Origin of the sequence: Methanoregula sp., assembly GCF_049510175.1 — an archaeon.
GTDB lineage: Archaea > Halobacteriota > Methanomicrobia > Methanomicrobiales > Methanospirillaceae > Methanoregula.
The window spans coordinates 1-14,906 of sequence record NZ_JBEKZF010000010.1 but is presented as its reverse complement, the minus strand read 5'-3'; the positions used below and the strand labels follow the sequence as shown (position 1 = coordinate 14,906).

General features: G+C 56.6%; 11 protein-coding genes and 1 tRNA gene. 1 reads left to right on the top strand and 11 read right to left on the bottom strand.

What is annotated here, in order from left to right:
* Positions 1-9: 9 nt before the first annotated feature.
* From ABSG49_RS11145 to ABSG49_RS11095, 11 genes are all read right to left on the bottom strand, one after another.
* Positions 10-438, bottom strand: a complete 429-nt coding sequence (locus tag ABSG49_RS11145; protein ID WP_424026206.1) for a 50S ribosomal protein L13 — start codon at positions 436-438, stop codon at positions 10-12.
* A gap of 7 nt (positions 439-445) precedes the next feature.
* On the bottom strand, positions 446-811 hold the full coding sequence (locus ABSG49_RS11140; RefSeq protein WP_424026205.1) for a 50S ribosomal protein L18e: 366 nt from the start codon (positions 809-811) through the stop codon (positions 446-448).
* Positions 808-1,638, bottom strand: a complete 831-nt coding sequence (locus tag ABSG49_RS11135) for a DNA-directed RNA polymerase subunit D (RefSeq protein ID WP_424026204.1) — start codon at positions 1,636-1,638, stop codon at positions 808-810. Before ABSG49_RS11135 ends, ABSG49_RS11140 begins: the two co-directional genes overlap by 4 nt.
* Entirely contained in the window at positions 1,638-2,036 is a 399-nt protein-coding gene (locus ABSG49_RS11130) for a 30S ribosomal protein S11 (RefSeq protein WP_424026203.1), read from the bottom strand. The genes ABSG49_RS11135 and ABSG49_RS11130 overlap by 1 nt, the downstream gene beginning before the upstream one ends.
* A gap of 1 nt (position 2,037) precedes the next feature.
* The gene (locus ABSG49_RS11125) at positions 2,038-2,640 is read right to left on the bottom strand and encodes a 30S ribosomal protein S4 (RefSeq protein ID WP_424026202.1); all 603 of its coding nucleotides are present in this window, start codon (positions 2,638-2,640) and stop codon (positions 2,038-2,040) included.
* 3 nt (positions 2,641-2,643) lie between these two features.
* Entirely contained in the window at positions 2,644-3,105 is a 462-nt protein-coding gene (locus ABSG49_RS11120) for a 30S ribosomal protein S13 (RefSeq protein ID WP_424026201.1), read from the bottom strand.
* 36 nt (positions 3,106-3,141) lie between these two features.
* Positions 3,142-3,225: transfer RNA gene (locus ABSG49_RS11115), tRNA-Ser, on the bottom strand.
* 286 nt (positions 3,226-3,511) lie between these two features.
* Complete coding sequence (locus ABSG49_RS11110) at positions 3,512-4,255, bottom strand: hypothetical protein (RefSeq protein ID WP_424026200.1); 744 nt, start codon at positions 4,253-4,255, stop codon at positions 3,512-3,514.
* Positions 4,256-5,057: 802 nt separating this feature from the next.
* Entirely contained in the window at positions 5,058-5,420 is a 363-nt protein-coding gene (locus ABSG49_RS11105) for a hypothetical protein (RefSeq protein ID WP_424026199.1), read from the bottom strand.
* Between the two features lie 289 nt (positions 5,421-5,709).
* On the bottom strand, positions 5,710-6,099 hold the full coding sequence (locus tag ABSG49_RS11100; protein WP_424026198.1) for a type II toxin-antitoxin system VapC family toxin: 390 nt from the start codon (positions 6,097-6,099) through the stop codon (positions 5,710-5,712).
* Positions 6,099-6,326 (bottom strand): antitoxin VapB family protein, encoded by a 228-nt coding sequence (locus ABSG49_RS11095; RefSeq protein WP_424026197.1) that lies wholly within the window; start codon positions 6,324-6,326, stop codon positions 6,099-6,101. The genes ABSG49_RS11100 and ABSG49_RS11095 overlap by 1 nt, the downstream gene beginning before the upstream one ends.
* A gap of 847 nt (positions 6,327-7,173) precedes the next feature.
* Here ABSG49_RS11095 and ABSG49_RS11090 point away from each other — a divergent pair.
* On the top strand, positions 7,174-14,906 hold a 7,733-nt coding region (locus tag ABSG49_RS11090), incomplete at its 3' end, for a PKD domain-containing protein (protein ID WP_424026196.1).

The window sequence follows — 14,906 nt, the reverse complement described above, 5'->3', positions numbered from 1 at the left end:
GTGGCCACCTTAGAACTTTGCTCCGAGGAACGTGCTCACTGCAGCAAGCGTGATGTGGTTCGGGTTGTTCAGACGGTTCATGTGTGCCTCTTCCGGCACTTCCATCTCTTTCCCGACGAGCTCGACCGGGATGCCGACGTAGCACTTGATGCGCTTCAGTGCGTCGACGCCGCGGGGGCGCTTGTAGGGGAGCATGCCGCGGATCGTCCGCTTCATGAGATGATCCGGCCGGCGCGGGACGAACGGTCCCCAGCGGTTGCCGGAGGCGCCGCGTTCCCTCTTGTGCCGGTAGTTGGCAAGCACACGTGCACGGCTGCCGGAGATGACCGCCTTCTCGACATTGACGATGGCAATCTCTTCGCCGGCAAGCCCGCGCTGTGCGACAAGGCTTGCAAGGCGCCCGAGAAGCATTCCGTCACCGTTGATTACTGTAACCATATTATGTTCACCTCAGGATCCGGACACCGCTGCCTTTCGGGTTGTCCGCAAGAAGCTGCTCGATCGTCATGCACTGTCCCTTCGCGTCACGGATCTTGCTCGTCGCTGATGCTGAAAAATTCAGCGCTGCAACTTTCACGGACTGCTCCAGCACGCCGCTGCCCAGTACCTTTCCCGGGACGATGATCGTCTCGCCGTTCTGGGCATAGCGGTTGATCTTGGACAGGTTGACCTCGGCATAGTTCCGGTTCGGGGTCTCGAGCCTGCTTGCAATCTCGCGCCAGATCTTCGCCTCATTCTCACGCGACTTGTTCTTCAAGAGCGAGATGAGACTGGTAAGACGGGGGTTCGTCTTCTCCACAATTCTTGTCATTTCTTTTCATCCCCTGATAATTCGCCAAGCTGTCTTTCCAGCTCGTCTGTCTTCCCCCTGATATACAGGAGCGCACGGTTCATGATCTCTTTTGCCGGCAGCGACCCGTCACCCTCAACCACGAAGATAAAACGGTCGGGTTCGGCGGTGATGCGGATTGCCGGTTCGTCCCCGATACCGCTCGCAAGGCAGGCCCGTTCGCAGAGCTTGCACATGGAGCAGTCGGGAAGCTTTCCTTCTGCAACCTGGACTTTCTTGCCCTTCACGACAAGGATCGCGCGGGGACACTCCTCGACGCACATGCCACAGGCGTCGCAGACATCGCTGATGGTGATGATCGGGTGGTTCTTGTACCCGCATACGAGCGTTGGCTGCCATTTTGCATGGACCCGCCCCGTGTTGAGGACGGCACGTGCCTCGATGACAAGTTTCTGCCCTTTCGTGAGTTTCACGATCGGGATATTGTCATATACCGGCGCTGCGCCGGGGTCCTGCGGGATGAGGTCACTGGAGGTGACCGTCCGGGGACCCTCGACACTGAGGGTGTAGGTGGACGTGCAGCCGGGGCAGCCGGCCCCGCCGCACGAGCATGTGTCCTGGGTCGAATAGGCGGTAAGGTCTGTCTTGATGGGAATGAGCCCGAGACGGTGGGCCAGCATCTCGTCGAAGAGTGCGCTCGTGTTATCGTAGATGCGCACATCCTCGATCGCGAGGGTGGGTACTTCACCGATCATTGCGCGCCGGAAGGTGTTGGCAAAGGCCGTGCTCGCTCCCCTGAGCGTGAATCGTGCGAGGGAGTCGTCCAGACTGGCGAATTCGATCTCCATCACACTCTCCTTCCACGTCGGCCGCCTTTCGGGCGGCAGGAGTCGTGGGGGATGGGTGTGACATCTTCGATGCGTCCGATGCGCATGCCCGCACGGGCAAGAGCACGGATTGCGGCCTGGGCACCGGGGCCGGGGCTGCGCTGCTTGCCCTGGCCGGGTGCACGCACCCTGACGTGGACACCGACGATGCCTTTCTCGCGGGCATTCTGGGCCACGTTACTGGCCATCTGCATTGCTGCATAGGGCGAGCTCTCGTTCCTGTCCTGCTTGACGACCATGCCACCGCTGCTCTTCGTTACGGTCTCCGCACCGGAGAGATCCGTGATGGTGATGATCGTGTTGTTGAAGGACGCAAAGATGTGGGCGATGCCCCATTTTTCCTTATCGTTTGCCGCCATGTTATCTCCTGCCTCCGCGTCCCTGGTACCCGCCGAATCCGCCTGGTGCCGGCTTGGGGTTGGACGCGGGTTTTGCTATCCGGACCTTCTCGGAGTGGGAGTCGGAGACGAACGGAGACGTGCCGTAGTAGGCGATCTGGGTCTCCTCAACACGGTTCACGCGGTAACCGGGGATGCTGACACGCCGGTTGCCGATTGCGATGTGACCGTGGGTGACCATCTGCCGGGCCTGCTTCGGCGACCGTGCAAGTCCCCTGCGGTAGACAAGGGTCTGCAGCCGGCGCTCGAGCTGGGTCTGGATCTTGAGCGAGAGGACGTCTTCGATGTCCGCGTCAGGGCCAAGGAGACCGTTCCGCTGGAGGGATGTAATAAGTTCTGCTTTCTTGGCATCGTAGAGCGCTGTATTGACAGTACTCGAGCCGAGAGCGAGCAGGCTGCGGGCACCCTTGCGGTACTTGCGCAGGTACTCCTGTGCCTTCCAGACCTCTCGCTTGTTGCGCAGGCCGTACTCGACGACGAGACGGGTCTCGGCCTCGATACGGGACTTCTCCCACGGGCGCTTGGGGGTCTGGTAAGACTTGTGGTTCTTGCCGGGGTATCCCATGGTTTACGCGCCTCCCGCGGTCTTCCTCTTGACACCGACGGTCGTTCCGGTCCTTCCGGTCGACTTGGTGCGCTGGCCGCGGACCTTCTGGCCGGTCTCGTGGCGGATGCCACGGTAACAGCGGATCTTCCTCATCAGGTTGATGTCCTCGTCCTTTGCGAGGGCGACATCTCCTCCGAGAAGATGCTTGGTCTCACCGGTGTACACGTCTTTCGGGCGGTTTGCCATCCAGGCCGGGATCTTGCCGGAGTATTGTTCGACAGCGGTGCGGATCCGGTTGACTGACTCCTCGTCAAGGCGGCCGAGCGAGGCGTACTCGTCGACTTTTGCCATGCGGGAGATCACCGTTGCGGTATGCCTGCCGACACCCTTGATGCCGGTGAGGGCTACCTTAACGGACTTGGTTCCGTCCAGATCGGTGGTGCCAACCCTTACAAAGTATTTTATTTCGTTTTCCTGAGCCATCCAATCCCCTCGACTGGTGAGATTTTCTCTTTTGAGCGCTGAGGGAGGGATTTGAACCCTCGAGTCCCAAGGGACACAGGTTTAGCAAACCTGCGCCTTACCTGGCTAGGCTACCTCAACAGAGGAATCTCGCATCTTATACAGACACTCGCAGCGGATAGTCGCTGCTCCATGAATGGTGCTTTATAATATGGGCAGGTGCGGGTAATAAGTGTTGTGCCGGTTGATCCTGCCTGAGGCGGGATGAGGCTGCAAGACGTTATGCATCTGCACTACTATAACAGAACGCGAGTGAGCACTTGTTTTCTTAGTATCTAAGTAGGAGCTCCATATTATTTTACTCTCCCTGAGTTGGGGGGGCCGGGAGAATATATTGGACGCGGAGTTATCACGAGGCTACTCAGCTTTATTTTGACATTTTCCTATCCTCATAATCCGCTAACCCTTCTTTAATAAATTTTAATTTCATTTTTTCACCATACAACTCTTTTGTGATATCAAACATCACGGAGTAGGCATAATACGCCATATTGCTCCATTGTAGATTATCTAAATAATAAGAGAGATCGCCGTCTAAATCCTCAATGTCGATCGAATCATTACCGCATGCAATTCCAATAATAGCATCCGTCACTTCATTTTTCATCAGGTCTTTTCTTATCTGACTGATTGAGATATTCAGTTTTTTTGGATTGAAATGGAAAAGACCATCTCGTGCATTATTAATGCAATGAAGACTTGGAATATATTTTTTAAGACCGAGGTCATTTGATTTCCGAATAATTTCATTGAAATTGAATTTTCTTCCTTCAAATCTTGAATGTTCTTCTTTGTTTCTCCTTACAAATTCATATTTTAAGGTAAGCTCCAAACAATTTACCGAGCACATAAAGCTTGCAAAATATAGTCCCCTATAGTAAGCTGTGTACGCTTGTTCCGCAAAATCAAGAATTATCTCGCGAATATAGTACCAATCTTTTGGGTTCTCATACAAATCTGTGATGATAACGTGAGGTTCCGCTAAAGGAACAAACACAATTTCCGGTTCAGATATCTCTCTTGGAAAGAATGTTCCATCATCATCTTCTTGTTGGATTTTGTAAGGTGATTGCTGATCAAAGATTCTTAACAAGCGACTTCGCCTTTTCATAAGTTTGACTTTACTCGTGATCTATAGTTAATCAATCTTTTAGGTAACATTATCCTCAGAACACTCCGCCGTAGCAAACATCTTTGAGTGCGCAAATCATCAAGAAAATCCAGTACCTCTATAGCACCACACGAGGTAATATCACGACGGTCCTGGCTCCCGGAACCTCGGATCCAAAAACAGGCCCCCGGTTCAGCACGTCCTGAATCAAAGCCCAAACCCTGTTTCAGTATCCAAATGCTGCTAAATACCGTGGGTGCCCTGCCGACGTAAAAATGGACTAGCCGGGCCGAATTACCGTGGCATTTTCCGGAATTACCGTGTCTGTGATGGTCCGACCCCTCCCGGGGGCAGGAGGTCTCCGACGGAGAACCGGAACCTCATGAGTGTATCTCCCTTAGCCTCCCTAATTTCCCCACACTCCGACGGTAAAAGGGGTTTATATACTCCATGTGGAGATGATCTGGTTCCCAGTAAGCCGTTCCGGACCGCCCCCCTCTTGCGCCACCAGTCCCCCAAGGGGGACGGGGCGCAGTGCGATGCCTCAGTATTACCGGCAAAGAAAATTCTCCACGATTGTATACAGGTAATACAGCACTATCGCAATCGGGGGATGCCCACGCGGCGGGGGCAGAGCCCCCAGGAGCGTCAGATCTCTTCTCGTTCTTCCGGATCCCAAAAAAATCCGGAAATATTTTTTGGTCTGCAAAATCTCGAATCGCCCGAAAAAATTTTTCAAAAAATTTTCCGAAAAAAATTCCCGACTCTCTAAAAAATAAATCCGGCCGGCTCACCCGTCATCCTAACCCTTCCCCCCAAGCGGCAGCCCGTCTCTCCTAAGCTCCACAAGCGCATCGGCAGTCACGCGGAAGAACCGCCACGTGCCGTACCGCGAGCGGAGCCAGAGTTCGCACGAGAGCGCGGCGTCCTGCGTGACCGACCGGAGCCGGCGGATCTCGTCATCGCAATCCCGGAGGATCTCCGCCAGCACCGCACGGATTGACTCAGTATATTTCACGCGTACGAATGCTACCGGCTTCGCACCGGCGATCGTGAAATCGAACAGCGACTCCGGGCCACGCTCGGCCACCTGTACTATACCGCGGATCCGTGCGATAGGAATCGCATCGCGGAGAGTCTGGAACGGCCGCGGTCCCCGGCTCATGCGGCACACTCCCGCCCCGTTCTTCCGGTTGCGGCCGGTGGGTCCGGAGGAATACACGGATGGCTGACGTTGTCCTGTGAAAGGAATTTGCAAAACATATGGCAGAAAGGAAAGATAATTTACATGATATATTTTTATGATTTATCTGGTTCCATTATGGAACCCGGGAGTTATACGAAAACATCACGAAATCCGGTGTTGTCCCGGAACGGCAGGGTGCGAATGTTGTCCCGCACACCCCTCTGCCGGCAGTATAATGAAATATTTTTCAGGCCATCGGATAAAAAAATCAGTATCCGATAACCGTCAGCTCATGGATCGTTTCGAAATGCCGGTCGCGAGTGATGATCTCCCCGTCGTAACAGAGGGTTATTGCCGCAATCGCTTCATCGAAATCCCCGATGGGATTACCTGCAAGACACAATCCCGCAGCGATCCTCCCAAAAACCTGGTACACTGTTTCATCGAGCGGAAGCAGGGTGAACAAATCAAGAATTCTTTCGGCTTTCTCCACGTTCCTGCGGTTCCTGGAAACGTATGCGCCTTTGTATAACTCCATGGCAGTTATGGCGGTCGTGGAAAGGCCAATGCCTGACTGCTCGTACGCTTCATACATCCTGAGTGCAGCAGGGTCCCGTCTCATCATGTCGACAAGGAACGATGTGTCGGCAACCGGCATCAGAACTCAACCTTGCGAAGTCTGGCTTTCCGCATCTCCCGTGAGACCTTCTCCACAGAATCCGCAAGTTCTGTGCAGTCCCCCAGATCGGCAAGTACCTCCGATAACTTCCGCTTCATCGGATAATACTTTACAATCACATCAGAGAAACTCGTCTTCTCATCTTTCTTGAGGTTCCTCAGCCGATCATACGCCTCTTCCGTGATGCTGATGGTTTTCGTGGCCATGATCAGCTCTGTGTATGTGTGTGTATTTAATGATAATCGCGAAAATTTTACCAGAACTGACACCTCCCGCCAGCAACGTACAGCACGGCAGCATTCATCGCCATAGTATATGCTAAATATTCTTAATCCGCGGAGTTGAGCAGCACTCATACCAAGTGTACTACAATCATGGAGGGGTTGCCTGGTTGTGTCATGAGTCAACGGGTATGGGAGGGGGTCGCATGGGTACATCTTATCATTGGGGCCCGGTGTCTCGGGTTTGTTGTTCCTGTTCCGGTATTGGCCGATATCAGTCGTGGAGATCCAGACGGACCGGTCGTTGTGGATTCTTTTTGCACGTGCAAAAGTCCGCTGATTTTTCATTTGTACCCATGTGACCCCCTCCATCCTCACTGCATTTTTTTAAAAAATCGGCCATTTCTACGATGTGGAATGCAAACAATCTGGTATTTTTCTTGTGGAGGGGGTCGGATGGGGTAAAAGTGTAAGGGGACCTGCCCAGGTGCCCTGCCGAGCCTGATGGAGCGGTGCATTATGATACGCAATAAGCGCATTCCGGCTATCTGATTGGAGATGATGGGCGGGGCCCTCCTTACCGGGATAGGGGGAACAGTAGGTGGGATGTTGTACAATAACCGGTACCGGTCATTCTTTTTGCGGTCGGCGTACGTCCCTGGACTGAACCGGGACGAATCATAGAAACCTAAATATATCTGAACTATATTGTAAATTGTTCAGAAGAATTGTCGGATTACCCGGTTTTTTGATCCGCACACCCCATCCAGTCTATTCGATACGTCTTCCTGACCAAGTGCAGGACGTGGAAAACATGAATCATACCGGTAACATGCGATGCATTCTGTGTATTATCTGTCTTATACTGCTAATCGGTCCCGCCAGCGCAGCAGCACCGACAGTAACCGGCATCACGCCGTCAACCGGTCTGAATACGACCGCCGTAGCGATCACCAACCTTGCCGGCACCGGCTTCGCATCGGGCGCGACCATGATGCTGACGCCGGTGAATGCCCGGCCGGCCCACATGGGCAGCATCATGAACGGTGACGGCGGCGCTCTCCTCTCGTACCCGCTCAGCGTTTACGTGGTCGGCAACTATGCGTATGTGGTAAGTGAGTCCAACGCGCTGGAGATCGTCGATGTAACCAACCCGGCAGCACCGGTCCACAAGGGCAGCATTACAGATGGTACCGGTAGCGCTCCATTCCTGAACCGGCCCCAGAGCGTCTATGTCTCGGGTAACTATGCATACACCGCAAGCTTTGGCAGCAACGCACTGGAGATTGTGGATGTCACCGACCCCGCTCACCCGGTACATAAGGGGAGTATATCCAATGGTAACGGCGGGGCTCTCCTCAATGGCCCCTATGGCGTCTATGTTGCCGGCACCTATGCATACGTGGCAAGCTATAACAGCAACGCGCTGGAGATCGTGAATGTCACCGACCCCGCTCACCCGGTACATGCAGGCAATCTGACTGACGGCATGGGGGGTGCGCTCCTGAACCAGCCGTTTAGTGTCTGGGTTGCCGGCAACTATGCATATGTGACAAGTGCCGGCAGCAACGCGCTCGAGATTATCAATATCACGAACCGTTCAGCACCGGTCCACGAGGGGAGCATCGTCGATGGTGACGGTGGCGCTCTCCTCTCGTACCCCGTCAGCGTGTATGTTGCCGGCACCTATGCGTATGTGATAAGTGACGGAAGCAACGCCCTCGAGATCGTGGATATCGCCGACCCCGCTCACCCGGTCCATGCGGGCAGCATTGCAAACGGTGACGGTGGTGCTCTTCTGAGCGATGCATGGAGCGTCTATGTTACCGGCAATTATGCGTGCGTGGCGAGTATGAGCAGCAACGCGCTCGAGATCGTCAATGTCACCGACCCCGCTCATCCGGTCCATGCGGGCAGCATTGCAGATGGCGCCGGCGGCGCCCTGCTCTCATCACCGAATAGCGTCTACGTTGCCGGCACCTATGCGTACGTGGCAAGTACCGGTAGCAACGCGCTCGAGGTCGTGGACATCGGGACGGTTACCGGGACCGGAGTGATGGTACACTCCCTGACTTGGATCAACGGAACCTTTGACCTGAGCCATAAGATCGCCGGGCCGTACAATGTCGTGGTAACCAACCCGGACGGCCAGTCCGGCACGCTCATTGGCGGATTTTCGGTAGCCTCCCCGTCACCACCGGTCGCAGACTTTACCGCAACGTCCACCTCCGGGACAGTCCCGCTGACGGTTACCTTCACCGACAGTTCGACCGGCTCGCCCACGTCCTGGAACTGGTCGCTTGGCGACGGGACGTACAATACAACACAGGACCCGGTTCACACGTACACGCACACCGGGACCTACACGGTCAACCTTACCGTAACCAGCGCCGGAGGCAGCGACACAAAGATAAGGACAGGGTATATCAGCGTCGGTGCCGTGCCGGCCCCGGCCGTGAATGGTATCACCCCGGCATACGGTGCGAATACGACCCTGGTGACGGTAACCAACCTCAGCGGCTCCGGTTTTACTACCGGTGCGACCGTGCTGCTGACACCGGGGGATGCCACTCCGCTCCTGAAAGGTTCGATAGCGAACGGCGAGGGGGATGCCCTCCTGAACAGCCCGGCCGGTGTCGCCGTCTCCGGCAATTATGCATACGTGGCGAGCTCCGGCAGCAACGCCCTCGAGATCGTGAATATCACGAATCGTTCAGCACCGGTCCATAGGGGTAACATAACAAACGGTATGGGGGGTGCCCTCCTCACCAGCCCGGCCGGTGTCGCCGTTTCCGGCAGTTATGTGTACGTGGCAAGTTACCTGAGCAACGCTCTGGAGATTGTGAATGTCAGCGACCCTGCAGCGCCAATCCACAAGGGAAGCATAGCAAACGGTGCCGGGGGGGCTCTTCTCACCAGCCCGCAGAGCGTATACGTCTCCGGCAATTATGCGTACGTGGCGAGTTCCGGCAGCAACGCCCTCGAGATCGTGAATATCTCAGATCCCGCAGCTCCGGTTCATAAGGGCAGCTTATCAAACGGTGCCGGCGGGGCCCTTCTGTCCGTGCCCTACGGCGTCTATGTATCCGGAACCTATGCATACATCGCGAGTGCAGGCAGCAGTGCGCTCGAGATCGTGAATGTCTCAGACCCTGCACATCCGATCCACGCGGGCAGCATAGCAAACGGTGCCGGCGGAGCCCTGCTCGATACGCCCTACGGAGTCTGGGTTGCCGGCAATTATGCGTACGTCGTGAGCCACAGCAACGCACTGGAGATCGTGAACACCTCGGACCCTGCACACCCGGTCCACGTGGGCAGCATAGCAAACGGTGACGGGGGTGCGCTCCTCAACCGGCCATACAGCGTCTCCGTCTCCGGCAACTATGCATATATAACAAGTTATGACAGCAATGCGTTCGAGGTCGTGGATGTCTCGGACCCCGCTCACCCGATCCATGCCGGTGATGCGATCCTGAACGGTCCGAACAATGTCTGTATTGCCGGCAGCTCCGCGTACGTGACAAGCGGCATGATCAACACGCTGGAGATCTTCGACATCCACACGGTTCCCGGCACCGGCGTGACCGTGGCTTCCCCGCTCCGGATAAACTGTACGCTTGACCTGAGGGGGAAGCCGTCCGGGTCCTATAACATTATCGTGACCAACCCGGACGGCCAGTCCGGCATGCTGCCGGGCGGGTTTTCGGTAACCCCTCCCCCGGCTCCGGTTGCAAACTTTTCCGCAGCCCCGGTGTCCGGCACGGCCCCGTTGACGGTCACCTTCACGGACAGTTCCACCAATACGCCGTTCTCCTGGAACTGGTCGTTCGGCGACGGGCAGTACGGCACGGCGCAGAACCCGGTGCACACGTACACGCAGGCCGGGAGCCACACGGTCAACCTGACCGCAGCCAACGGGGGCGGCAGCAACACCACGTCAAAGCCGGATTATATCACGGTCAGCAGTGTCCCCTCACCCACCGTGACCGGCATCACACCGGCGACCGGCATGAATGCGTCCGGCATCCTGATCACCAACCTGTCCGGCACCAGTTTCGCCACTGGCGCGACCATGATGCTGACGCCGGTGAATGCCACGCCGGTCCATAAGGGCAATATAACCAACGGTAATGGCGGTGCCCTCCTTTGGAGCCCGGCAAGTGTCTTTGTCTCCGGTAACTATGCGTACGTGGCAAGTCCGAATAGCGAGGCCCTCGAGATCGTGAATGTATCAAATCCCGCACATCCTTTTCATACCGGCAGCATAACGAACGGTGCCGGCGGCGCAGTCCTGGTGTCCCCGCAAAGCGTCTTTGTCTCCGGTAACTATGCGTACGTGGCAAGTGAGGGCAGCAACGCGCTTGAGATAGTGAATATCACGAACCGTTCAGCACCGGTCCATATGGGCAGCTTATCAAACGGTGCCGGGGGGGCAATCCTATCCCTCCCGGAGAGCGTCTTTGTCTCCGGTAACTATGCGTACGTGGCCAGCTTCGGCAGCAACGCGCTGGAGATCGTCAATGTCACGAACCGTTCAGCACCGGTCCATGCAGGGAGCATAACGAACGGTACCGGCGGCGCCCTGCTTCACGGCCCGGTCAGTGTCTATGTTGCCGGCAATTATGCGTACGTGGCAAGCTCCGACAGCAATGCGCTCGAGATCGTCGATATATCAGACCCTGCACACCCGGCCCATGCGGGCAGCCTGACGGACAGTACCGGCGGCGCTCTCCTGGGGGGCCCGCATAGCGTCTTTGTCTCCGGCAACTACGCGTACGTGGGAAGTGATGGCAGCAACGCGCTTGAGATCGTAGACGTTTCTGACCCCGCAAACCCGGTCCACACGGGAAGCATTACCGACGGCGATGGCGGTGCTATCCTGAACAGCCCGGACGGCATCTGCGTTGCCGGTAACTATGCATACATCACAAGTGAAGGCAGCAATGCCCTCGAGATCGTCGATGTCACCAACCCCGCACACCCGGTCCACAAGGCAAGCATAAGTTCCGGTGCCGGCGGTGCCCTCCCCCTCCTGATAAGCCCCCTAAGCGTCTTCGTCTCAGGCAGCTTTGCGTACGTGGCCAGTGAGGGCAGCAACGCCCTCGAGGTTATAGATATCAGCACAAGTACCGGGACCGGGGTGAACGTGATCTCACCGACCCGGATCAACGGTACCTTTGACCTGACACACAGGATCGCCGGGCCGTACAACGTCGTGGTGACCAACCCTGACGGCAGGTCCGGCACGCTGGCCGGCGGTTTCGTGGTGACGACCCCCCCGTTGCCGGTGGCTGATTTCACCGCAACCCCCCGGTCCGGCGTGGAACCGCTGATGGTCACGTTCACCGACCGGTCGGCACTATCACCAACAGCGTGGAACTGGTCGTTCGGGGACGGGAACTTCTCGGCCCTCCAGAACCCGTCCCATACATACAAGGTTGCCGGAACATTTTCCGTTTCCTTGAACGTCACGAATGTGTCAGGTTACACACGGCTGACGAGACCAAGCTACATCACGGTCAATGCCGGTCCCGCTCCCACGGTGACCGGCATCACGCCGGCAACCGGGGAGAATACGGGGATCGTGTCGGTTTCCAGTCTTGCCGGCACCGGTTTTATTCCCGGCGCAACCGTGATGCTGGCACCGGGGAATGCGAACCCGGTCCATAAGGGCAATATCATAAGCGGCAGTGGCGGAGCACTCCTGAACGGCCCCGGCATCGTCTATGTATCGGGCAACTATGCCTACGTGCCAAGTTATCTGAGCAATGCGCTGGAGATCGTGAATATATCTGACCCCGCTCATCCGGTCCACGCGGGCAGCATCGTGAACGGAACCGGCCAGGCACACCTGAATGGGGCGTGGAGCGTCTACGTCTCGGGCAACTATGCCTACGTGGCAAGTTTTGACGGTAACGCGCTGGAGATCGTAAATGTATCAGACCCCGCTCACCCGGCCCATAAGGGTTACCTGGCGGACGGTTCCGGCGGTGCGCTCCTGAACCAGCCGTATAATGTCTATGTCTCCGGCAACTATGCCTACGTGGCAAGCTCCGTCAGCAACGCCCTCGAGATCGTGAATATCACCGACCCCGCTCACCCGGTCCATAAGGGAAGCCTAACGGACGGTACCGGCGGTGCGGTCCTGAACCAGCCGTATAGTGTCTATGTCTCCGGCAACTATGCCTACGTGGCAAGTTATGGCAGCAACGCGCTCGAGATCGTGGATGTATCAGACCCTGCACACCCGGTCCATGCGGGCAGCCTGACGGATGGTACCGGCGGTGCGCTCCTCGGGAGCCCGCAAAGCGTCTACATTTCCGGTACCAGTGCATATGTGGCAAGCTCCGACAGCAACGCGCTCGAGATCATCGATGTCACCGACCCCGCACACCCGGTCCATAAGGGAAGCCTAACGGACGGTACCGGCGGTGCGGTCCTGAACCAGCCGTATAGTGTCTATGTCTCCGGCAACTATGCCTATCTGACAGCTTTTTCCAGCAATGCGCTCGAGGTCGTGAATGTATCAGACCCCGCTCATCCGGCCCATAGCGGCAGCATCGTGAACGGAACCGGCGGTGCGCTCCTCTCGGACCCGTACAGCGTTTATGTTTCCGGTGACTCTGCGTACGTGTCAAGTTATAGCAGCAACGCCCTTGAGATCCTTGATACCGGGACGGTTACCGGGACCAATGTAACGGTAATCAGTCCGACCTGGATCAATTGTACCCTTGACCTTATGGCTAAATCCGCCGGACAGTATGACGTCGTGGTGACGAACCCGGACCGGCAGTCCGGCACGCTGGCGGGCGGGTTTTCGGTGATTGCTCCAGGACCGATAGTAAGTTTCACCGGAACCCCCACACGCGGCACGGCCCCGTTGACAGTCGTATTCACCGACACTTCAACCGGTTCGCCTACGTCGTGGAACTGGTCATTCGGTGACGGTTCGCTGGTCAATTCGACTGACCAGAACCCGGTACATACCTACGATTCCATCGGTACCTATACCGTATCCCTGAACGCAACCAATACTCTGGGTTCAAACCTGATGGTCAGATCAAACTACATCACCGCAGATCCTGCACCCTCCCTGCTGCCGATCCGGACAATACCGGCCGGGGGAGCTGTCTATATCGGGGAGTCCGGTCTGAATATAACGGAGTGCGTTGGCCCGGCCCATACCATCGCATGGTTCCCGGCGGATGCGGACGTTTCGGCAACCATCCCGAACAAGACTTTCGATGTGCAGGGCATGACCAGCAATTTCTTTGTGGATCCGGCCAATTATACCGCATACACCGGTACATGGTACAACTGGTCAGACGGAAATACGATCAGCAATGCGTCAGTGGCATTCCGTGTGATCGATCCGGCGCTTGATATCCGGATCATCGATATGACAACCGGGGCTGATATCACCGGCAGAGCAGGATCTGCTGGCGATGAGGCAGGCTTCCGGATCGATTCCGATCTTGCCGATGTCACCGGGCGCGGGGTGGAAGGCGCGCCGGTCACAATCCGCGTCCAGGGCCCGTACAGCCGCGTCTATTCCACTCTGGTGAACAATATAGGCACAACATATCTGCTTCAGGACATCCCTGTCTCAGATCCGTCATATTCCACCGGCCCCGTCTGGAATACGGGAAACCTCCAGTACCCGCCCGGTAATTACACGATCTCAGCCGAATCCGACCTCAACCAAATGCGGGATTCCTACGATGTCGCAGGCAAAACGGTTGTCGCTGACAAAACCGTCTTCCTCTCCACGAGCCCGGTCTCCGTGGTGCCGCCCCCAACCATCACACTGATCTCGCCGGTGTCAGGCTACCGTAACAGCACCATTATATTTACGCTGGACGGCCACAACTTCCAGCCAGGGCCTGGCAATACTACCGTGCAGTTCCGGAACCAGACCGATATTCTTGTCCCGACGCTCACGAATGTCACGGCAACCCGCATTGACGGGTTCCTCGTGGTTCCGGAGGATGCAACTGCCGGGAGCTGGAACATCCGGGTAATTACCATGGACAGTGGAGAGAATACCCTGGTCGGTAAGTTTACGGTGGTCCAGTTGCTGAAACCGACGATCACATCGATGACACCAACGAGCGGCGTGAGGACGAGCCTCGTCACGTTCACGCTTGGCGGCACCAACTTCCAGCCCGGCGCCGGGAATACCAATGTCACGCTCTTCAATACGACATATCCCGGGGTCATCACGGCACGGCTGACCAGTGTCACACTGACCGCGATCACCGGGAACTTCACGATACCGGTCGATGCAGCGTTCGGGAAATGGTTCGCCAACGTCACCACGGTCAGCGGCGGTACCAGCACCTCGCCGGTCACGTTCACGGTCACGCAGCAGCTGAAACCGGCAATCACGTCGATTACACCAGCGACCGGGTTCCGGAACACGACCATCACGTTCGCGCTGGCCGGTTCCAACTTCCAGGTCGGTACCGGCTCGAACGTCTCGTTCTTCAACCAGAGCTACTTCAATACCAACGCGACCTCCATCTACGCGAATATCACAAGCGTAACATCGACTTCAATCAC

Excerpts from the sequence above, each read along its gene's own strand:
- ABSG49_RS11145 (WP_424026206.1), bottom strand. The coding sequence starts at position 438 with ATGGTTACAGTAATCAACGGTGACGGAATGCTTCTCGGGCGCCTTGCA.
- ABSG49_RS11140 (WP_424026205.1), bottom strand. The coding sequence starts at position 811 with ATGACAAGAATTGTGGAGAAGACGAACCCCCGTCTTACCAGTCTCATC.
- ABSG49_RS11135 (WP_424026204.1), bottom strand. The coding sequence starts at position 1,638 with ATGGAGATCGAATTCGCCAGTCTGGACGACTCCCTCGCACGATTCACG.
- ABSG49_RS11130 (WP_424026203.1), bottom strand. The coding sequence starts at position 2,036 with ATGGCGGCAAACGATAAGGAAAAATGGGGCATCGCCCACATCTTTGCG.
- ABSG49_RS11125 (WP_424026202.1), bottom strand. The coding sequence starts at position 2,640 with ATGGGATACCCCGGCAAGAACCACAAGTCTTACCAGACCCCCAAGCGC.
- ABSG49_RS11120 (WP_424026201.1), bottom strand. The coding sequence starts at position 3,105 with ATGGCTCAGGAAAACGAAATAAAATACTTTGTAAGGGTTGGCACCACC.
- ABSG49_RS11110 (WP_424026200.1), bottom strand. The coding sequence starts at position 4,255 with ATGAAAAGGCGAAGTCGCTTGTTAAGAATCTTTGATCAGCAATCACCT.
- ABSG49_RS11105 (WP_424026199.1), bottom strand. The coding sequence starts at position 5,420 with ATGAGCCGGGGACCGCGGCCGTTCCAGACTCTCCGCGATGCGATTCCT.
- ABSG49_RS11100 (WP_424026198.1), bottom strand. The coding sequence starts at position 6,099 with ATGCCGGTTGCCGACACATCGTTCCTTGTCGACATGATGAGACGGGAC.
- ABSG49_RS11095 (WP_424026197.1), bottom strand. The coding sequence starts at position 6,326 with ATGGCCACGAAAACCATCAGCATCACGGAAGAGGCGTATGATCGGCTG.